Source organism: Micromonospora sp. M42, from assembly GCF_000568915.1.
In the GTDB taxonomy this organism is placed as follows: Bacteria; Actinomycetota; Actinomycetes; order Mycobacteriales; family Micromonosporaceae; genus Micromonospora; species Micromonospora chalcea.
Genome location: NZ_KK037233.1, coordinates 3,881,791 through 3,901,032 on the forward strand (window position 1 = coordinate 3,881,791; position 19,242 = coordinate 3,901,032).

Genomic DNA, 19,242 nt, shown 5'->3' on the forward strand with positions numbered 1-19,242 from the left:
CCGACCCCACGGCCCAGCACTCCGACGCAGTAGGCCAAACCCCGTCCCTCACGGTCAACCGGATTCCCCACCCACCCACCCACCCGCCCACCCCCCGCGTCGATCTTGGAGTTGTGGCGCCTCAGATGCCCGCTTCGCGGCTTACGCGAGGCACCACAACTCCAAGATCGGCGCGAGCGCGTGGGCAGCGCAGAAGAGGGCCGCGCGACTACCCCGCGCGCCCGCAACATGAGACGAGCGTTTCGCTCGCTGGGACTCGCGGAGATCTTGGAAGGAGAGGGCCCTCATGACGACCGCTTCCTTCCAAGATCTCTGCGTGGATCGACGCGAAACGCCAGGAGTGCCGTTGATCATGCAGTTGCGGCCCGGGCAAGAGCCGCAAAACGGGCACCCGAGGGGCCGCGACTGCAAGATCAGCGAGGCGAGGAGGCGGAGGCGGAGTTGGCGTGGATCAGGACCGTGGCACCCGCGGAGAGGGGGGCCAAGAGCCACTTCAGGGGCTGCTCGTCCTCGGTCGGGTCCACCCGGAGGCGGTCGCCGGGGTGCAGATCGAGCTGGGTGGCGATCTCGGCGGCCAGGCGACGCCAGGCCCCGAAGCTGGTGCCGTCCGCCGTGGCCGGCCCGGACGGGTCGACTGCCGTGTAGTCCGGCGGGTCGGTGGGGTGCCGCAGCACCTCGGCCGACCAGTCCAGCCAGCCCGGCGGCACCTCGCCGAGCGGCCCCGGACCGGTGCCCACCAGATAGCGGTGCGTCCCCTCGGGTACGTCCTCCAGCCAGTCGTCGAGGCGTTCCGGCGTCACGAACACCGCGTCGTACGGCCGGTCCGCGCCCGGTTCCAGCACCGGCAGGCCGGCCAGCGCGCGGGGACGGAACGACACCGTCAACCCGACCGACCAGGCCCCGAGCAGCACCGCCGCGGTACGCCAGTGCGGCGGCAGCAGCACCGCCACCCGGTCACCGGGGCGCAGCCCGCACCCGTCGCGGAGCAGCCCGGCGCTGCGGGCCGTCCACTCGCCGAGCTGCGCGGCGGTCAGGTCGGTGCGTTCGCCCGTCCCGTCGTCGTGGTAGCTGAGCAGCGGGTACCCGACCGCGTCGGGCGCGACGGCGACGGCTGCCTGGTGGGCCATGCGCGAAACTCCTGTCTGCCGGTCCGCTCACCCTAACCGTCCGAGCCGCCCGTCCGGAGCAACCGAAGCAGCCCGGATCAGCGCACGGGCAGCTCTGGACCACCGTCGAGCAGCGGCGCCAGCAGGTCACCCTGCTTCTCCACCCGCTTGAGCACCTCCCCGGCGGTGTACGGCCGCGTCGACGGCCGCTTCCCGGCCGCCCCGGCCTCCACCTCGTCCCAGGTCAGCGGCGTCGACACGGCCGGCACCGGCTGGGCCCGCAGCGAGTACGGCGCCACTGTCGTCTTCGCCGCGTTGTTCTGGCTCCAGTCGATGAAGACCTTGCCGGGCCGAAGGTTCTTCGCCATCTTCGACACGACCAGCTTCGGGTGCGCCTGCTCCAGTTCCTGCGCGATCCGCTTGGCGTAGTCGGAGACGATCTCGGCGTCCTGCGTACCGGCGATCGGGCAGCACAGCTGCATGCCCTTCTTCCCGGACGTCTTCGGGAACGAGGAGATCCCGTCGGAAGCCAGCCGGTCGCGCATCAGCAGCGCCACCTGGCAGCACTGCTTGAGCGCGGCCGGGGCGCCCGGATCCAGGTCGACCACCATCATGTCCGGGTGCGCGCCGATCTTCCACTGCGGAGTGTGCAGCTCCAACGCGGCGAGATTCGCCAGCCACACCAGCGTGGGCAGCTCGTCGCAGACCACGTAGTCGATGGTTTCCCGCCCCTTCGTAGAGCCGGGGGCGGGCAGGTTCTCGGTGCGTACCCAGCCGGGGGTCGCGGCGGGTGCGTTCTTCTCGAAGAACGAGCCGCCGTCGACGCCGTTGGGAAACCGGATCCGGGTGAGCGCGCGGTCGTGCAGGTGCGGCAGCAGCACCGGGGCGATCCGGGTGTAGTAGTCGATCACCTCGCCCTTGGTGAAGCCGGCCTGCGGGAAGAGCACCTTGTCCAGGTTGGACAGCTCCAGCGAGCGCCCCTCGACCTCGACCTTGAGCCGGTCAGCCGGCATCGTCGACCTCCTCGGGCGGCTTGTCCGGGCGCAGGCGCAGGATGCGCGGGAAGCGCAGCCTCCCGTCCGGCGTGCGCTGGCCGTACTTGACCTCCACCACGATCCGGGGAGTTACCCAGATCGCGCCGCGGGCATCCTCGCGCGGCACCCCGGCGGCGAACGGCGACGCGGTGGCCCGCAGCGGTTCCAGCTCACGCAGCAGTTCCCGTTCGATGGCCGCGCCGATCCCGCCGCCGACCCGCCCCCGGTAGATCAGCCGCCCGTCCGGGCCGGGCACGCCGACGAGCAGACCGCCGACGCGCCGCGCGCCGGGCCGCCAGCCGCCGACCACGAAGTCGCCGGTGACCTCCAGCTTGACCTTCACCCAGTCCGGGGAGCGCACGCCGGGCCGGTAGAGCGAGTCGACCCGCTTGGCCATCACCCCCTCCAGCCCGTGCTCGCCGGCCGCCGCGTAGGTGGCCGGGCCGTCGCCGAAGACCGGCGGCACCGCCCACCGGGCGGCGCCGAGCCCGAGCGACTCCAGCGCCGCCCGCCGCTCCCGCCACGGCCGGGCGGTCAGGTCCTCGCCGTCGAGCCGCAACAGGTCGAAGATCATGTACGTGACGGGCACGGTCGCCGCCAGCCGAGCCGCCTTGGCCGGGTTGCGCACGTGCATCCGTTCGGCGAGCGCGGTGAACGAGGGCTGCCCGTCGGTGAAGAGGACCACCTCGCCGTCGAGCAGCGCGTCACCTACCTGCTCGGCCAGGTTGAGCAGTTCCGGGTACGCGGTGGTGATCTCGACGCCGGAGCGGGCGTAGAAGTGCCGGTCGCCGCGGGAGATGTCGGCGAGCGCGCGGACGCCGTCCCACTTGAACTCGTACGACCAGGCAGCGCCGGCCGGGAGCTGCCCGGTCGTCGCGAGCATCGGCTTCAACGGCGCGCCGGGCACGTTCCGACTGTAGTTGGGTGCGGAAGCGCGTGCGTCCCGTTCGATCGTTTGCGATTCTGGTGGTCAACCGGGGAGAGGAGCGCGAAATGCGGGCGATCTGGAAAGGAGCGGTGTCGTTCGGCCTGGTGTCGATCGGGGTGAAGGTCTACTCGGCCACCGAGGAGAAGGACATCCGTTTCCACCAGGTGCACCGTGAGGACGGCGGCCGGATCCGCTACAAGCGCACCTGCTCGGTCTGCGGCGAGGAGGTCACCTACGACGACATCGCCAAGGGGTACGACATCGGTGGTGGCGAGATGGTCATCCTCACCGACGAGGACTTCGCCGACCTGCCGTTGAGCACCTCGCACGCGATCGACGTGCTGGAGTTCGTACCGGCCGAGCAGGTCGATCCGATCCTCTACAACAAGGCGTACTTCCTGGAGCCGGAGGGCTCGGCGACGAAGCCGTACGTGCTGCTGCGCGACGCGCTGTCCGACTCGGAGCGGGTGGCGATCGTCAAGGTGGCGCTGCGCCAGCGGGAGCAGCTCGCGACGCTGCGGGTCCGCGAGGGCGTGCTGCTGCTCAACACCATGCTGTGGCCGGACGAGATCCGCCGGCCCGACTTCGGTTTCCTGGACGAGGACCTGAAGGTACGCCCGCCGGAGCTGGCGATGGCCAGTTCACTGATCGACTCGATGGCCGGCGAGTTCGAGCCGGACGCCTTCACCGACGACTACCGGGCGGCGTTGCAGGAGGTCATCGACGCGAAGGTCGAGGGCCGCGAGGTGGTGCAGCCGGAGGAGGAAGAGGCCGCGCCGGCCGCCGCGGTGGACCTGATGGCCGCGCTGAAGGCGTCCGTGGAGCGGGCCCGGGCGGCCCGGGGCGAGGCGCCGTCCGGCGGTGGGGCCGAGCCGACGCCGATCTCGTCGGCCCGATCGGCGAAGAAGGCCGCGAAGAAGGCCCCGGCCCGGAAGCCGGCCGAGAAGAAGGCCGAGCCGGCGAAGAAGACGGCCGCCAAGAAGACCCCCGCGAAGAAGACGGCGGAGAAGAAGACCGAACCGGCCAAGAAGACCGCCGCCAAGAAGACGACGGCGAAGAAGGCCGCCGCGAAGAAGAGCGCCTGACGCGCGTACGGCCGGGGCCCCGCCCTCGGTGGAGGGCGGGGCCGGGCCGCTCAGCCTCGCCCGAGCTTCTCGGTCGGGGTGACCCGGACGATGACGCGCTCCTCGCCGGGGCGCCGCCACGGGTACGTGTCCTGGCCGAGGTACTTCTTCGCCAGCCGGTCGATGTGCTCGTCGGCGCCCTCGGTGACGAACTCGACGGTGCCCTTGATCCAGAGCGTGCGGAAGTCGTCGGCCTTGTCCGCCACCGACACCGCGACCACCGGGTTGCGGGCCATGTTCAGGTACTTCTGCCGCCCCTTGGCCGTGTTGAACACGATGTGCTCGCCGTCGGTGTCGACCCAGACCGGGGTGACGTGCGGGGTGCCGTCGGCCTCGATCGTCGCCACGTGCGCGAGCTGCGGCTCGCCGAGCAGGGCCAGGTCTTCTTCGCTGAGGATCGCCATGCCCGAAACGTACCCTGTGCGGTGCCCCCGTATCGGTCTCCGTGTCCTGATCGGTGCGGGCGTATGGGCACGCTGGGGCTCCGGGCGGGTACCGTGTGCGCTGGCCTCGGCGGCGGCCCGCCGGGGGCGCACCCACCCACCCTGCAGGGAGTCGACGTGAGCGAGCGTGTGGAGAACCGGTCGGAGGGCCAGGCCGCCCCGGCCACCAAGGCAGGGCGGCGGCTGGCCGCCCAGCTGGCCGAGAAGAAGGCCGCCGAGGCGCGTCGCCGCCGGCAGTCGATGCTCGGCGCGGCTGTCGGCGTGCTCGCCGTGGTGGCCCTGGTCGGTGGCCTGGTCTGGCTGAACAGCGGGGACGACGACAAGGCGGCCACCGCCGGCTCCTCGGCCAGCCCCACCGCCCCGGTCGAGCCCACCGAGATGCCCGCTCCGGAGCTGCCCGCCGGCATCGACCCGGCGCTGAAGACCAAGCCGACAGTGCAGGCCGGCACCGGCGAGCTGACCAAGCTCACCGTCACCACGCTGGTGAAGGGCACCGGGCCGGCGGTGAAGGCCGGGCAGAACATCACCACCAACTACGTGGGCGTGTTCTACTCCGACGGCAAGCAGTTCGACGCGTCCTGGGACAACGGCCAGCCGGCCACCTTCCAGATCGGCGTGGGCCAGGTCATCAAGGGCTGGGACCAGGGCCTGGTCGGCGTGCCGGTGGGCAGCCGGGTGCAGCTGGACCTGCCGGCCGATCTGGCGTACGGCAACGACGCCGCCGGTGGCCGCCCGGCCGGGCCGCTGCGCTTCGTCGTCGACGTGCTGGCTGCGCAGTAGCTCACTCCAGGCTTCCGTCCGGTCACCCTGCGGCAGTAGGTTCATGGTCACCGCGGGCGGCACGTCCGTCCGCGGTGATCTGCTCACCGACGCGGAGGTGCACGTGGCGGCGCTGGACGGGGCCGGGGCGACCCGGCAGATGTGGACGCTGTACGAGCCGGTCCACGCGGTGACCTACTTCCACCCGCGGGCCCGCACCGCGTTTGAGGCGGTCGGGCTGCGCGGCTACTGGCGCGGCTACTTCGCGGGGCGGGCCGCGCCGCTCGGCGCGGTCGACGCGCCCGCCGTGACCGCGGCGTTCTTCAGCTTCGCGCCGGCCATGGTGGCCCGCGCGCTGCCGTCGGTGTGGCGTCTGGCCACCCCGGAGGAGGCGCTGCGGGCGCGGCTCACCGGTGGTGTGCAGGCGCTCGCCGAGTTCACCTACGAGCTGCCCGAGTCGCATCTGGTCGAGGCCGCCGACCTGCTGGAGGAGGCGGCCGCGCGGGTGGACGTCGCCGGCCGGGTGCTCGGCGCGGTGAACGCCGCCCTGCCCCGGGGCGAGTACCCGCTGGCCCGGCTCTGGCAGGCCGCCACCACGCTGCGCGAGCACCGCGGTGACGGCCACGTGGCGGCGCTGGTGACGACCGGGCTGGAACCGGCCGAGGTGGTGGCCTGGCGGTGCCGGGTCGACCAGTCCCGCGAGTTCCACCAGCCCGCCCGGGGCTGGACCGACGAGCAGTGGACCGCGGCCGAGGAGCGGCTGGTGGAGAAGGGCTGGCTGACCGCCGACCGGACGGCCACGCCGTACGCCACGGAGACGTTCCGCGCGGTCGAGGAGGCCACCGACCGGGCCGCTGCGGGGCCGTGGCGGGCGCTGGGCGCGGAACGTACCGCCCGGCTGCGGGACCTGCTGGAGCCGATCGCTACCCGCTGCCGCACGATCATCCCGGCCAAGGCGCCGATCGGCCTGCCGGCGCAGCGGTCGGTCGGAGCCGCGCTGCCACGGTGAGCCGGGCCGCCGGCTGGGGCAGGATGGCGGCATGGTGGACGCGGTGCTTTTCGACCTGGACGGCGTGATCGTGGACTCCGAGCCGGTCTGGGAGGAGGTCCGGCGCGCGTACGTGGCCGAGCACGGCGGCGTCTGGCAGCCGGACACGCAGCGCCGGCTGATGGGCATGAGCACCGGCGAGTGGGCCGAGTACCTCAGCGGTGAGCTGGGCGTCGGCAGGTCGGCCGAGCAGGTCGCCACCGAGGTGGTGACCGAGATGGCCCGCCGGTACGCGCAACACGTACCGCTGATCGACGGCGCCGACGAGGTCGTGCGCCGCATCGCCGCGCGGTGGCCGCTCGGGCTGGCCAGCTCCTCCCCGACCCGGCTGATCGCGGCGGCGCTGGACGCGACGGGCCTGGCCGGCTCGTTCGGCGCGACGCTGTCGACGGAGGAGACCGCCCGGGGCAAGCCCGCGCCGGACGTGTGGCTCGCAGTGGCCGGGCGGCTGGGCGTCGACCCGGCCCGCTGCGTGGCCGTGGAGGACTCGTCGAACGGGGTCCGTTCGGCAGCTGCCGCCGGGTGCCGGGTGGTGGCGGTGCCGCACGGGTCGTACCCGCTCGATCCGGACGCCGAGGCGCTCGCGACCGTGCTGCTCCCCTCGATCGGCGCGCTCACGCCCGCTGTGGTGGCGGGGATCGACTGAACCACCCACCCGCCGCCACCACCCGGCCTACGGTCGGTGACATGAGGGCTGTGGTGTACGAGGGGCCGCACGAGGTGGCCGTCAACGAGGTCGACGACCCGCGGATCGAGGATCCGAACGACGTGGTCGTCCAGGTCACGACGACCGCGATCTGCGGTTCGGACCTGCACATGTACGAGGGACGGACGGCCGCCGAACCGGGCATCGTGTTCGGCCACGAGAACATGGGCGTGATCGTCGAGACCGGGCCGGGCGTGACGAGCCTGCGCGTGGGCGACCGGGTCTCGATGCCGTTCAATGTGGCGTGCGGGTTCTGCCGCAACTGCCGGGAGCAGCGCACCGGGTTCTGCCTGACGGTGAACCCGGGCTTCGCCGGCGGCGCGTACGGCTATGTGTCGATGGGGCCGTACCGGGGTGGGCAGGCGGAGTACCTGCGGGTGCCGTTCGCCGACTTCAACTGCCTGAAGCTGCCGCCGGGCACCGAACACGAGAACGACTACGCGATGCTCGCCGACATCTTCCCGACCGGCTACCACGGGGTGGCGATGACCGGGCTGCGGCCGGGCGAGAACCTGACCGTGATGGGCGGCGGGCCGGTCGGGCTGATGGCGGCGTACTCGGCGGTGCTGATCGGGGCGTCCGAGGTGTTCGTGGTGGACCGGGTGCCGGACCGGCTGCGGCTGGCCGAGTCGATCGGCGCCACCCCGATCGACTTCAGCGCGGGCGACCCGGTCGAGCAGATCCGGGACCGGACCGCCGGGGTGGGGACCGATCACGGCGTGGACGCGGTGGGATACCAAGCGTCCGCGCCCAGCGGCGAGGAGCAGCCGGCGCTGGTGCTGAACACGCTCGTGGAGGTGGTGCGCGCGACCGGGGCGATCGGCGTGGTCGGGCTCTACCTCTCGGCGGACCCGGGCGCCCCGGACGAGCACTCCGCCCGGGGTGAGCTGCTGTTCAAGGTGGGCAAGCTGTTCGAGAAGGGCCTGCGGATCGGCACCGGGCAGGCGAACGTGAAGACCTACAATGCGTACCTGCGAAACCTGATCATGGCGGGGCGGGCGACCCCGAGCTTCGTGGTGAGCAAGGAGTTGCCGCTGGACGCGGCGCCGGAGGCGTACCAGCGCTTCGACCGCCGCGAGCCGGGCTACTCGAAGGTCGTGCTCAAGCCGGCCGCCTGACGAGCCGTCGTACGGTGGCCGGGTGCGCCCTGGGCCGCATGTTCGGGCGGCTGCCGGGTAGCGCACCCGGAAGGACGGCGGAGGGACGGCGATGAAGGCGATCGTGTACGAGCGCAGCGGGGACGCCTCGGTGCTCCAGGTGGTCGAGCGGCCCGTGCCGGAGCCCGGCCCCGGCGAGGTGCTGGTGCGGATGGCCGTGTCGGGGGTGAACCCGACCGACTGGAAGGCCCGCCAGGCGTGGCCGCTGCCGGCCGGCTGGCAGATTCCGCACCAGGACGGCGCCGGGGTGGTCGAGGCGGTCGGTGAGGGCGTGGACCGGACGCTGATCGGCGAGCGGGTCTGGGTGTGGGAGGCGGCGTGGCAGCGGCCGTGGGGCACCGCCGCGGAGTACACGCTGGTTCCGGTCCGGCACGCGGTGCCGCTCGGTCCGGCGTCGTTCGATCTGGGGGCGGCGCTCGGCATCCCGTTCATGACGGCGCACCGCTGCCTGACCGCCGGTGAGTACATGCCGGACAAGCTGCACGCGGGCGCGCTGAGCGACCATGTGGTGCTGGTGCAGGGCGGCGCGGGCGCGGTGGGCAACGCGGCGATCCAGCTCGCGAGCTGGGCCGACGCCTGTGTCATCGCGACTGTGAGCAGCCCGGAGAAGGCGCAGCTCGCGGCGGCGGCCGGGGCCGACTTCGTGATCAACTATCGCGAGCAGGACGTGGTCGAGGAGGTCCGCAAGGTCGCGCCCGACGGGGTGCACACGATCGTCGAGGTCTCCGCCGCCCGCAACGCCGCCGCCGACGTGCGGATGCTGCGTACCGGCGGGGCGGTCTGCGTGTACGCAGACGACGGCGGCGACGAGATCACGTTGCCGATCCGGCCGCTGATGGTTCCGAACGCGCGCTGGCAGTTCGTGCTGATCTACACCGCGCCGAAGGTCGCCAAGGCGCAGGCGGTCACCGACATCGCGGCGGCGGTGGCGCAGGGCGCGATCCGGGTCGGTGAGGACGCCGGGCTGCCGCTGCACCGGTATCCGCTGGCGGACGCCGCTGCCGCCCAGCAGGCGGTGCAGGACAGCGTGGTGGGCAAGGTGCTGGTCACCACCGCGGACGAGTAGGTGACCGGATTTCCCCGACAGCCGGACAGACGCGAACAAGTTTCGCAACAATGACGGTGCGGGTCAGCCCGTAACGGACGGGCGGCCCCGGCGCGGTGCGAACGCCGGGGCCGCCCTCTGGGAGGAATGCCCGTTGGAAACGTGTTCCTGCCCGTGTAGGCGACGGTACGCCCCGAAACGTTACGACGCGGTCAGTTCCCGTACGTCGAGCCCGCCGTCGGCGTACCGCGAGCGCACCACCTTCTTGTCGAACTTGCCGACGCTGGTCTTGGGCACGGCGTCGATGAACGCCCAGCGTTCCGGCAACTGCCAGCGGGCCACCGAGCCGGCCAGGAAGTCCCGCAGCTCCTCGGCGGTCACCGAGGCGCCCTCGCGAACCACGACGGTGGCCAGCGGACGCTCGTCCCAGCGCTCGTCCGGTACGCCCACCACGCACGCCTCCAGCACCGCCGGGTGCGCCATCAGGGCGTTCTCCAGCTCGACCGAGGAGATCCACTCCCCGCCCGACTTGATCACGTCCTTGGCGCGGTCGGTGAGCGTGATGTAGCCGTCCGGCGAGAGCGTGCCGACGTCACCGGTCCGCAGCCAGCCGTCCCGGAACTTCTCCTCCTCCGGCACGTCGTCGCCGATGTACCGGGCGGTCACCCACGGCCCGCGCACCTCCAGCTCGCCCACCGACGTCCCGTCCGCGGGCAGCGGCTCACCGGCCGGACCGACGATCCGCGCGGTCACGCCCGCCGGTACGCGGCCCTGCGTGTAGCGGTAACGCCAGGCGTCGTCGCCGGTCGCGCCGGCCGGCGCCCGGGACACCGAGCCCAGCGGCGACATCTCGGTCATGCCCCAGGCGTGGATGACGTCGATGCCGTAGCGGTCGTGGAAGGCGTGCATCAGCGCCGGCGGGCACGCCGACCCGCCCACGATGACCTCCTTCAGTGAGGAGAGGTCCACCTCGTGCGCGTCCAGGTAGGCCAGCAGGTCGGTCCAGATGGTCGGCACCGCCCCGGCCAGCGTGGGGCGCTCGGCGGCGATCATCGCGGCGATCGGCTCGGCCTGGAGGAACCGGTCCGGCATGATCAGCGAGGCGCCGGAGAGGAAGGCCGCGTACGGCAGGCCCCAGGACATGGCGTGGAACATCGGCACGATGGCCAGCTCGCGGTCGTTCGGCCCGAGCCCGAAGCCCTCCGGCATGCAGACCTGGAGCGAGTGCAGGTAGATCGAGCGGTGCGAGTAGGCGACGCCCTTGGGGTGGCCGGTGGTGCCCGAGGTGTAGCAGAGCGCGGCCGCGTCCCGCTCGTCCACCTCCGGCCAGTCGAAGTGGTCGGGGCGGTCGGCCAGCAGCGCGTCCCAGTGGTGCACGGTGATCCGGTCACCGGCGGCGGCCAGCAGCGGGGCCGGGTCGCCGCCGCCGACCACCACCACGTGCGCGACGGTCGTCATCTCGCCGATCACCCGGGCGAGCAGCGGGATGAGCGTGGTGTCGACGAGCACCACGCGGTCCTCGGCGTGGTTGGCGATGTAGGCGACCTGGTCGGGGAAGAGCCGGATGTTGAGCGTGTGCAGCACCGCCCCCATGCTCGGCACGGCGAAGTACGCCACCAGGTGCTCGTTGTTGTTCCACATGAACGTCGCGACCCGCTCGTCGCTGGTCACGCCGCACTCGTCGCGCAGCGCGTGGGCCAGCCGGGCGGCGGCGCGGCCGACCTCCGCGTACGTCATCCGGCGCGGTTCGGCGCCGGTCCAGGTGACCACCTCCGCCGCGCCGTGCACGGTGGAGCCGTGTTCGAGGATCCGGGCGACCTGGAGGGGGGCGTCCATCATCGTGCTACGCATGGGTAACAACGTAGTGGCGGCGGTCACATCTACGGAACCCCCCGGAACCACCGAGGTGATCACGGATGATGCGTAGATTGTCCGGGTGAGCATCTCGTGGGCCGACTCGTACGTGGGGCAGCTCCGCGCCCTGGCCGGTGACCGCACCCTGATGTTCGTCGGCGCCCGCGCCGTGGTGCGCGACAACGCCGCCCGGGTGCTGCTGATCCAGCGCTCCGACAACGGCCAGTGGGCGCTGCCGGCCGGCGCCATGGAACTGGGCGAGTCGATCGCCGACTGCGCGGTTCGCGAGGTGCGGGAGGAGACCGGCCTGCGGGCGCTGCGGGTCAGCGCGTTCGCGCTCTACACCGGCCCGGACCGCACCCACACCAACATGTACGGGCACACGTACCAGGTCTTCACCACCGCGTTCCGCGTCGACGAGTGGGACGGCGAGCTGGACCGGTTCACCGACGAGACCACCGACGCCGCCTTCTTCCGTCCGGCGGACTTCCCGCACCCGCTCTCGTCGAGCGTCCACGAGACACTCGCCGACCTGGACGTGTTCGAGCAGACCAACCGGCTCATCCTCAAGTAGCCGCCGGTCACAGCATCGTCTGCGACTTCGCCTCCATGTCGGCGGCGGCCTCCTCCTTCGACTCCTTCGTCAGCGGCTTGCCGCCGGGCGCGGGGGCCTTGCCGCCGATCGGGTCGGCGCCGCCGGTGGCGCCCTGCGGACCGGTGCCGCGCAACTGGTGGTTCGGCATGGCCAGCGTGACCAGCACCGCGACGATCGCGATCAGCCCGGTGGTCAGGAAGACCAGGTGCAGCGACTCGACGAACGAGGCCTGGACGGCGGCGCGTACCGGGGCGGGCAGGGCCAGGATGGCCGCCGGGTCGTTGATCGAGAAGTTCCCGCCTGCAGACACCGCGGCCCGCTGCTCCGGTGGGAGCTGCGCGAGCGCGCCCGGCAGCCGGCCGGCCAGCTCGGTGGTGAGCCGGGACGACAGCACCGCGCCCAGGATGGCCACGCCGAACGAGCCGCCGAGCGACCGGAAGAACGTGGCCGAGGACGTGCCCGCGCCCAGGTCGCGCACGCTCACCGCGTTCTGCACGGCGAGGATCAGCGACTGCATGCACAGGCCCAGCCCGATCCCGATCACCACCATGTAGCCGAACGCGGCCCAGAGCGAGGTGGCCACCCGCAGCTGCTGGAACAGCAGCATGCCGACCACCAGCACGGCCGCGCCCGCCACCGGGAACCACTTGTACCTGCCGATCCGGCTCATCGCCCGGCCGGTGACGATCGAGGTGATGATGACGCCGGCCATCATCGGCAGCATCAGCAGACCGCTGCGCGTCGGCGAGGCGCCCTTGACGATCTGGAGGTAGAGCGGGATGAAGATGATCGACCCGAACATCACCAGACCGAGGACGAAACCCGCCGCGTTCGCCAGCGCGAACGTGGCGCTGCGGAACAGCCGCAGCGGCAGGATCGGCTCCTTGGTCCGCGCCTCCTGGACGACGAACAGCACGCCCAGCACCGCGCCCGCGGCGAACAGGCCGACGATCACGCCGGAGCCCCAGGCGTACTCGGCGCCGCCCCAGCTCAGCGCCAGCAGCAGGCAGCTCACGCCGGCCACCAGCAGCGCCGCGCCGATCCAGTCGACCGTGTGCTCCCGCCGCTCGAACGGCACCAGCCGCATCACGTGCCAGCAGACCACGATGGCGAGGATCGCCAGCGGCACGTTGATGTAGAAGATCCACCGCCAGTTGGTCTCCGCGAAGTAACCGCCGACGAGCGGCCCGGCCACCGAGGAGACGCCGAACACCGCGCCGAACAACCCCTGGTAGCGACCGCGCTCCCGGGGCGAGACCACGTCCGAGATGATGGTGAACGCCAGCGTCATCAGCCCACCCGCGCCGAGACCCTGCACGCCGCGCGTGACGATCAGCTGGGTCATGTCCTGCGACAGCCCGGCCAGCAGCGAGCCGAGCAGGAACATGCCGATCGAGAACAGGAAGACCGGCCGGCGTCCGTACAGGTCGGCCATCTTGCCGTACAGCGGCGTCGAGGCGGTCGACGCCAGCAGGTACGCGGTGACCACCCACGAGTAGTGGTTGATGCCGCCCAGCTCCCCCACGATCGTCGGCAGGGCGGTGCCGACGATGGTCTGGTCGAGCGCCGCCAGCAGCATCCCGGTCATCAGACCGAACATCAGCAGGCGGATCTGGCGGACGGGCAGCGCGGGCGGGGCGGTCTGGGCGGTCATCCCGCTTCCTATCCCACCGGGGGCGGATCATGCCCCCGGTGGGCCTGTGACTTTCCTCAGGCGGCGTGCCGGCCCTCGGCGAACTCCTCCACGATCTTGGCGCAGAACGCCGGCAGGTCGTCCGGCTTGCGGCTGCTGACCAGCCCGTTGTCGGTGACGACCTCCTTGTCGACCCAGTTCGCGCCGGCGTTTGTGAGGTCGGTGCGCAGGCTCGGCCAGGAGGTGATGGTCCGGCCCCGCACCACGTCCGCCTCGACCAGCGTCCACGGGCCGTGGCAGATCACGCCGACCGGCTTGCCGGCGTCGAAGAACGACTTCACGAACCGGACCGCGTCCGGGTCCGCGCGCAGGAAGTCCGGGTTCGCCACGCCACCGGGCAGGACCAGACCGTCGTACGCGCCGGCGTCCGCTTCCTTGACGGTGACGTCGACCCGGTACTGCTTGCCGTGGTCCAGGTGGTTGAAGGCCTGGATCGAGCCGGAGTCGAGGGAGACCAGCTCGACCTGCGCGCCGGCGTTCTCCACCGCCTCCCGGGGCTGGGTGTACTCGACCTCCTCGACGCCGTCGGCGGCCAGGAAGGCGATGCGCTTGCCCTGAAGTGTCGCTGCCATGCTCTTCTCTCCTCTCCGGGGTATGTCTGCACCGTTCCCCCGGCCGATGCGGCGAAACCGGGCGCACCGGGTGGCCCGCGTCGCGTTTGGCCCGACGGCGCGGGGGGATCCGCAGAGGCATGGCAGGAGCAGCAGCGGAAGAGCGCCGGCTGGCCACCGTGGTGGCGAGCTGGCAGCAGCGTCCCGTGCTGGTCGTCGGGGACGCCATGCTGGACGAGTGGCGGTTCGCCGAGTCGGAGCGGCTCTGCCGTGAGGCGCCCGCGCCGGTCCTCACCCTGCGGCGGCGGATCTCCGCGGCCGGGGGCGCCGCCAACACGGCGGTCAACGTGGCGGCGCTCGGTGGACGGGCGGCGCTCGTCGCCCCGGTCGGCGCCGACGTGGCCGGTGACGAGCTGCACGACTGCCTGGACCGCGCCGCGGTCTGGGACCGTACGGTGAGCCAGCCCGGCCGGCCCACGCCGGTGAAGCGGCGGATGCTCGCCGGCAACCAGATCCTGCTCCGTGAGGACTCCGGCGGCCCGGAGGACGCGCTGGACGACGACGGGGTGGCACGGCTGCTGACCGCCCTGCACTGCGCCACCGAGGAGCTGCGCGCGGTGGCCCCGGGACAGCCGCTCACGCTCGTGGTCTGCGACTACGGCCTGGGCGCCCTGCCCTCGGCGGTACGCGCCTGGCTGGTCGCCAACCGGGACCGCTACGGCACCGTGGCGCTGGACGCGCACGACCTGGCCGACTGGCGTGGACTGAACCCGACTGTGGTGACGCCGAGCTTCGCCGAGGCCACCCGGCTGCTGGCCCGCGCCGCCGCCGGTTTCGCACACGGCGAGCGCAACGCCGTACCCAATGGGGGTGACCTGCACCTGGACCACCCGGCGGAGGCCGACGGCCCGTCCGAGCTGATGGTCGGCGCGGCGCCCGGCGGGTCCGGCGACCGCGCGCCGGGCAGCCCGCACCCGACCTCGGGCGCGCCCGCCGCAGCGACGTCCGGCGGCTCGACCGGCCCGACCGGCGAGCCGACGCCCGGCGAGGAGCGGGTGGCGCTCACCGGGGACGGGCTCAGCGTCACCGGCACCGGCGTGACGGTGAGCGCGACCGCCGGCACCGGCGTGGACCGGGCCGTGCTCGCCGAGTCGCGCCTGCCCGAGCTGCGCGCCCACACCGGCGCGGACGTGGTGGCGGTGACCCTGGACACCGAGGGCGCGGTGGTCGGCGGCGCCGAGGGCGAGCCCCGGCGCAGCCACAGCACCCCGGTCCCGGCCAGTCACGCGGTGGGCGCCGGGGACGCGTACCTGGCGGCCATGACGCTGGCGCTCGCCGCCGACGCCGGCCTGCCCACCGCCGCCCAGCTCGCGCAGCTCGCCGCCACCATCACGGTCGCCGACACCGGCACCTGCGTGTGCCGCCGCGAGGACCTCCTCGCCGCGCTCGGCACCGGCCCGGACGACGGCGGGCACCCGGCGCTGGTCGGCGCCGACGAACTGGCCGCGCTGGTGGACGAGCACCGGCAGGCCGGCCGGTCGGTGGTGTTCACAAACGGCTGCTTCGACGTGCTGCACCCGGGGCACGTCCGCTACCTGACCCAGGCCCGCGCGCTCGGTGACCTGCTGATCGTGGCGGTCAACTCGGACGGCAGCGTCCGCCGGCTCAAGGGCGCGGACCGGCCGGTCAACCCGGTCGAGGACCGGATCGCGTTGCTGGCGGCGCTGGCCTGCGTCGACCACGTGGTGGTCTTCGAGGAGGACTCGCCGGCCCGGCTGATCGAGGCGGTCCGCCCCGACGTCTACGTCAAGGGCGGCGACTACCCGCCGGAGATGGTGCCGGAGGCGCCGCTGGTGCGGCGGCTGGGCGGGCAGGTGCGCACGCTCGGGTACGTGCCGGACCGCTCCACCTCGGCGATCATCGACCGCATCCGCGCCCAGTCGCTCATGAGCGAACGCACCGAGCGGAGCGAGGACAGCCCCGTGGGCGAGGGCAGGCCGGCGTGACGCGACCGCTCGACCCGGGCACGCCCGGGCAGTTCCGGCAGCGCCGCCGCCTCGACGTGCTGATCCCCACCCGCAACCGGCCCGCCGAACTGGCTGTCACGCTGTCCGGGCTGGCCGCGCAGGAGGGCGTACCCGGGTTCGGGGTGGTGGTCAGCGACCAGTCCGACGGCGAGCCCGCGTACGCGCATCCGGCCGCCGCCACCATGGTCCGGGCGCTGCGGCACCGGGGGCATCCGGTGCTGCTGACCCGGCGGCTGCCCCGTCGCGGCCTGGCCGAACACCGGTGCTACCTGCTGGCCCAGTCGGCGGCCGACGCGGTGCTCTGCCTCGACGACGACGTGTGGCTGGAGCCGGGCACGCTGTCCCGGCTGATGACCGCGCTGGACGAGCTGGGCTGCGGGTTCGTCGGCAACGCGGTGCACGGGCTCTCCTACGCCGACGACGTCCGCCCGGAAACGCACCAGCACTACGAGGAGTGGGCCGGACGGCCGGTGCCGGAACGCATCATGCCGGGCACGCCGGAGTGGCATCGGGCGTCGATCCACCCGGCCGCGAACCTGCTGCACGTCACCGAGAAGCTGAACCTGCCGCCCGGGCAGTGGCGGGCGTACAAGGTCTCCTGGATCGGCGGCTGCGTGCTCTACGACCGGACGAAGCTGGTCGAGTCCGGTGGCTTCGACTTCTGGGAGCGGCTGCCCGACCGGCACCAGGGCGAGGACGTCGCCGCCCAGCTCGCCGTGCTGGAGCGCCACGGCGGCGCCGGCGTGCTGCCCAGCGGGGCCTACCACCTGGAGTCGCCGACCACAGTCACCGAGCGGGACGTGGAGGCGTGGGAAGTGGTGCTCAGCGAGTCGACGGCGGAGGTGTGAGCAGCTCGCGGGCCGCCTCGATCACCTCGGCCGCCGGCACGTCGGCCACGAACGACACCCGGTGCGGGCACTCCCCGTCGCCGGGCCGGTGCGGGTAGATCCCGGGTGTGCAGTCGACGCCGCAGACCGGGCAGTGGGTGGTCCAGGCGGCGATCGGGCGGTGCCGCCCACGCAGCGGCGACGCCCCGTTGATCAGGTTGCCGACCCAGAACACCCCGACGGTCGGCGCGCCCACGGCGGCGGCCAGGTGCAGCGGGCCGGTGTCGTTGGAGACCACGAGCGCGCAGTCCGCGTACGCGGCGGCCAGCGCGCCGAGGCTGAGCGTGCCGACCTGCGGACGCACCGGCACGCCGGCCGCCGCCACCACAGCGTCCACCGTCTCCTGCTCGGCGGGGGTGCCGGTGACAAGCACCTCGTACCCGTCGCCGGTGAGCGCGCGGGCGACCTCGGCGAAGCATTCCGGCGGCCAGCGGCGTCGCGTGTCGGTGGCGCCCGGGTGCAGCGCCACCCGGGGCTGGGTGGGCGGGCCGAGCACGGCGGCGGCCTCGGCCCGGTCGGCGGCGGTGACCGCCAGCGACGGGGTGATCGTGGTGGCGGGCGCGCCGACCAGCGCGGCGACCTCCAGGTAGCGGATCACCTCGTGCTGGTAGTAGACGTAGCGCAGCCAGCGGTCGAGCGGCGGCGCGCCCTCGGCCCGCAGGCCGGCGGTGACCCGCGCGCCCAGGCCCGCCACCAGCGGGTTGGAGTTCGCGCCACCGCCGTGCACCTGCAACGCCAGGTCGAACCGCTCGGCGCGGGCCGCGGCCAGGAAGCCCGGCACGTCGCCCGGCGACTCGCCCGGGCCCGGATCGCGGATGCCGGGCGCCGCCGGCACCACCAGCACCCGGTCCACCGGGCCGGGCCGGTCGCGCCAGAGCGCCGCGTGCCACGGCGCGCCGAGCAGCACGATCTCCGCCGACGGGTACGCCGACCGCAGCGCGTCCAGCGCCGGCAGCACGAAGATGAAGTCGCCGAGCGCGTTGGCGCGCAGCACGGCGATCCGCTCGACGTCGGGCACACGCTCGCCGACCGGGCCGAGCAGCGACGGCTCCGGGTCGCGGCGCGGCGGGTCGGAGTCGCCCGACGGGCTGGTCACGCGGCCCCTACGGCCTGTCGATCTCGTCGAGCGCGGTGTCCGGGTGGTGCAGCTCCCGGTCCGCGGCCGGGTCGGCCGGCATCGGCGTACGGTCGACGCCCGCGCGCGGGCCGGTGCGGCCGACGGTGATGGTGCGCGGCGCGGGCCGGGCCGCCCGGGGCAACCGCACCCGCAGCAGGCCGTGGTCCATCACCGCGTCGATCCGGTCCGGGTCCACCCGGGACGGCAGGTCGACGCGGTACTCGAAGCCGCGCGTGGTGAACCCGCCCGGGATGCCGTGGTCGGCGTTGACCTCGGCTTCCGACCGGGCGCGTACGCACAGCTCCCGGTCGTCCAGCTCGACGGCCACCTCCTCCGGCGCCACACCGGGGAGCCGGACGACCACCTCCCAGCCGTCCGCCGTCTCGGCCAGATCCACGTCCTGGCTGCCGGAGCGTCCGCCGACCAGCCGGCTCAGCTCGGAGCGCAGCGACTGGAGCTCGCCCATCGGGTCCCAGCCCTGCTGGCGGCCACGCCAGCCCCGTCCGCTGCCCTGTTCCGTCATCGCGCGTCTCCGATCCGCTGGGTCGCCGAGGGGGGTCGCAGCGAGCTGGGCGCGTTGAGATCGTGCTCCGGGTCGACGCCGACGCCGAGGCGGTCCACCAGTTCACCGCCGAGCCACGCGCTGACGCCGAGGATCGCCAGGGCGACCACCTCGATGGCGACGAGCGCGCCCCCGGCCGCCCGCGAGTCGGCGTTGAGCCGGACCACCCAGACCGCGGCGAACAGCAGGATCACCGCCACGTTGGCGGCGGCGTGGGTGACACCGACCCGCTTGGCGCGGGTGCCGGCCGGCAGGGCGAGCAGGTCGAACGCCCCGGCCGCCGCGGCCAGCAGGCCGCCGATCAGACCGACGGTGATGTTCCAGTACGCGACTTCGGCCAGGAAGCCGGGCCCGCCCACGGTGTCCACCACGTCGAAGATCACGGCGGTCACGAAGAGCGCCACCGGAAACATCACGAGCATCGGGTGCACGGGATGGCCGAGCACCTTGAGCCGGCTCTCCATCTCGGCCTCCATCCGTCACGTCCGGCCGCACGCTGCGAACCGGTCCCTACCCGCCGGCCCCGGGGGCAAACCCGACGCTCGACGCGCTCTCCTAGGCTGACCATGGCGGAACGCGGCCCGTCGCGGGCCGGAACCGTCGTGA

General features: G+C 73.1%; 19 protein-coding genes. 9 read left to right on the top strand and 10 right to left on the bottom strand.

The features are described 5' to 3' along the window. Positions 1–413: 413 nt before the first annotated feature. The 3 genes from MCBG_RS17740 to ligD (MCBG_RS17750) all read right to left on the bottom strand — a co-directional run bounded on the left by MCBG_RS17740 (position 414) and on the right by ligD (MCBG_RS17750) (position 3,047). Entirely contained in the window at positions 414–1,127 is a 714-nt protein-coding gene (locus MCBG_RS17740) for a TIGR03089 family protein (RefSeq protein ID WP_043327184.1), read from the bottom strand. Between the two features lie 77 nt (positions 1,128–1,204). Then, positions 1,205–2,119: a non-homologous end-joining DNA ligase gene (gene ligD / locus MCBG_RS17745; protein ID WP_043327186.1), complete on the bottom strand. Its 915-nt coding sequence runs from the start codon at positions 2,117–2,119 to the stop codon at positions 1,205–1,207. Further along, the gene (gene ligD, locus MCBG_RS17750; protein ID WP_043327188.1) at positions 2,109–3,047 is read right to left on the bottom strand and encodes a non-homologous end-joining DNA ligase; all 939 of its coding nucleotides are present in this window, start codon (positions 3,045–3,047) and stop codon (positions 2,109–2,111) included. The genes ligD (MCBG_RS17745) and ligD (MCBG_RS17750) overlap by 11 nt, the downstream gene beginning before the upstream one ends. Before the next feature lie 86 nt (positions 3,048–3,133). Here ligD (MCBG_RS17750) and MCBG_RS17755 point away from each other — a divergent pair, with 86 nt between their 5' ends. After that, a complete protein-coding gene (locus MCBG_RS17755) occupies positions 3,134–4,153 on the top strand; it encodes a non-homologous end joining protein Ku (protein ID WP_043327190.1) in 1,020 nt (339 codons plus the stop codon). Positions 4,154–4,203: 50 nt separating this feature from the next. On the opposite strand, the gene MCBG_RS17760 is transcribed toward MCBG_RS17755, so the two are convergent. Beyond that, a complete protein-coding gene (locus MCBG_RS17760) occupies positions 4,204–4,596 on the bottom strand; it encodes a PPOX class F420-dependent oxidoreductase (protein WP_043327192.1) in 393 nt (130 codons plus the stop codon). A gap of 63 nt (positions 4,597–4,659) precedes the next feature. On the opposite strand from MCBG_RS17760, the gene MCBG_RS17765 reads away from it, so the two are divergent. The 5 genes from MCBG_RS17765 (at position 4,660) to MCBG_RS17785 (ending at position 9,371) form a co-directional block, all read left to right on the top strand. Then, a complete protein-coding gene (locus MCBG_RS17765) occupies positions 4,660–5,415 on the top strand; it encodes an FKBP-type peptidyl-prolyl cis-trans isomerase (RefSeq protein WP_043327194.1) in 756 nt (251 codons plus the stop codon). Positions 5,416–5,554: 139 nt separating this feature from the next. After that, a complete protein-coding gene (locus MCBG_RS17770; protein ID WP_198033349.1) occupies positions 5,555–6,403 on the top strand; it encodes an SCO6745 family protein in 849 nt (282 codons plus the stop codon). A gap of 31 nt (positions 6,404–6,434) precedes the next feature. Then, positions 6,435–7,088, top strand: coding sequence for an HAD family hydrolase (locus tag MCBG_RS17775; RefSeq protein ID WP_043327198.1), 654 nt, complete (start codon positions 6,435–6,437; stop codon positions 7,086–7,088). Between the two features lie 41 nt (positions 7,089–7,129). Then, complete coding sequence (locus MCBG_RS17780) at positions 7,130–8,266, top strand: glutathione-independent formaldehyde dehydrogenase (protein WP_043327200.1); 1,137 nt, start codon at positions 7,130–7,132, stop codon at positions 8,264–8,266. Positions 8,267–8,357: 91 nt separating this feature from the next. Next, positions 8,358–9,371 carry an NADPH:quinone reductase gene (locus tag MCBG_RS17785; protein WP_043327202.1) on the top strand — a complete coding sequence of 338 codons (1,014 nt, stop codon included), beginning with the start codon at positions 8,358–8,360 and terminating at the stop codon, positions 9,369–9,371. A gap of 180 nt (positions 9,372–9,551) precedes the next feature. On the opposite strand, the gene MCBG_RS17790 is transcribed toward MCBG_RS17785, so the two are convergent. Next, a complete protein-coding gene (locus tag MCBG_RS17790; RefSeq protein ID WP_181373743.1) occupies positions 9,552–11,186 on the bottom strand; it encodes a fatty acid--CoA ligase in 1,635 nt (544 codons plus the stop codon). A 100-nt stretch (positions 11,187–11,286) separates the two neighbouring features. On the opposite strand from MCBG_RS17790, the gene MCBG_RS17795 reads away from it, so the two are divergent. Further along, positions 11,287–11,778 (top strand): NUDIX domain-containing protein, encoded by a 492-nt coding sequence (locus tag MCBG_RS17795; protein ID WP_030503787.1) that lies wholly within the window; start codon positions 11,287–11,289, stop codon positions 11,776–11,778. 7 nt (positions 11,779–11,785) lie between these two features. Here MCBG_RS17795 and MCBG_RS17800 read toward each other — a convergent pair whose 3' ends face one another. Beyond that, positions 11,786–13,453: an MDR family MFS transporter gene (locus MCBG_RS17800; protein WP_043327206.1), complete on the bottom strand. Its 1,668-nt coding sequence runs from the start codon at positions 13,451–13,453 to the stop codon at positions 11,786–11,788. A gap of 56 nt (positions 13,454–13,509) precedes the next feature. Next, positions 13,510–14,064 carry a type 1 glutamine amidotransferase domain-containing protein gene (locus MCBG_RS17805; protein WP_043327208.1) on the bottom strand — a complete coding sequence of 185 codons (555 nt, stop codon included), beginning with the start codon at positions 14,062–14,064 and terminating at the stop codon, positions 13,510–13,512. Between the two features lie 119 nt (positions 14,065–14,183). On the opposite strand from MCBG_RS17805, the gene rfaE2 reads away from it, so the two are divergent. Beyond that, a complete protein-coding gene (gene rfaE2, locus MCBG_RS17810) occupies positions 14,184–16,049 on the top strand; it encodes a D-glycero-beta-D-manno-heptose 1-phosphate adenylyltransferase (RefSeq protein WP_069088078.1) in 1,866 nt (621 codons plus the stop codon). After that, a complete protein-coding gene (locus MCBG_RS17815) occupies positions 16,046–16,918 on the top strand; it encodes a glycosyltransferase family 2 protein (protein WP_043327209.1) in 873 nt (290 codons plus the stop codon). Before rfaE2 ends, MCBG_RS17815 begins: the two co-directional genes overlap by 4 nt. Here the strand turns inward: MCBG_RS17815 and MCBG_RS17820 are convergent. The 3 genes from MCBG_RS17820 to MCBG_RS17830 are packed head-to-tail and all read right to left on the bottom strand — an operon-like array spanning position 16,893 to position 19,100. After that, positions 16,893–18,053, bottom strand: coding sequence for a glycosyltransferase family 9 protein (locus tag MCBG_RS17820; RefSeq protein WP_051611273.1), 1,161 nt, complete (start codon positions 18,051–18,053; stop codon positions 16,893–16,895). The two genes, MCBG_RS17815 and MCBG_RS17820, sit on opposite strands and share 26 nt — an antisense overlap. A gap of 7 nt (positions 18,054–18,060) precedes the next feature. After that, the gene (locus MCBG_RS17825; RefSeq protein WP_043327210.1) at positions 18,061–18,597 is read right to left on the bottom strand and encodes an Hsp20/alpha crystallin family protein; all 537 of its coding nucleotides are present in this window, start codon (positions 18,595–18,597) and stop codon (positions 18,061–18,063) included. After that, positions 18,594–19,100 (bottom strand): DUF2231 domain-containing protein, encoded by a 507-nt coding sequence (locus MCBG_RS17830; RefSeq protein WP_030503780.1) that lies wholly within the window; start codon positions 19,098–19,100, stop codon positions 18,594–18,596. The genes MCBG_RS17825 and MCBG_RS17830 overlap by 4 nt, the downstream gene beginning before the upstream one ends. Positions 19,101–19,242: the final 142 nt, after the last annotated feature.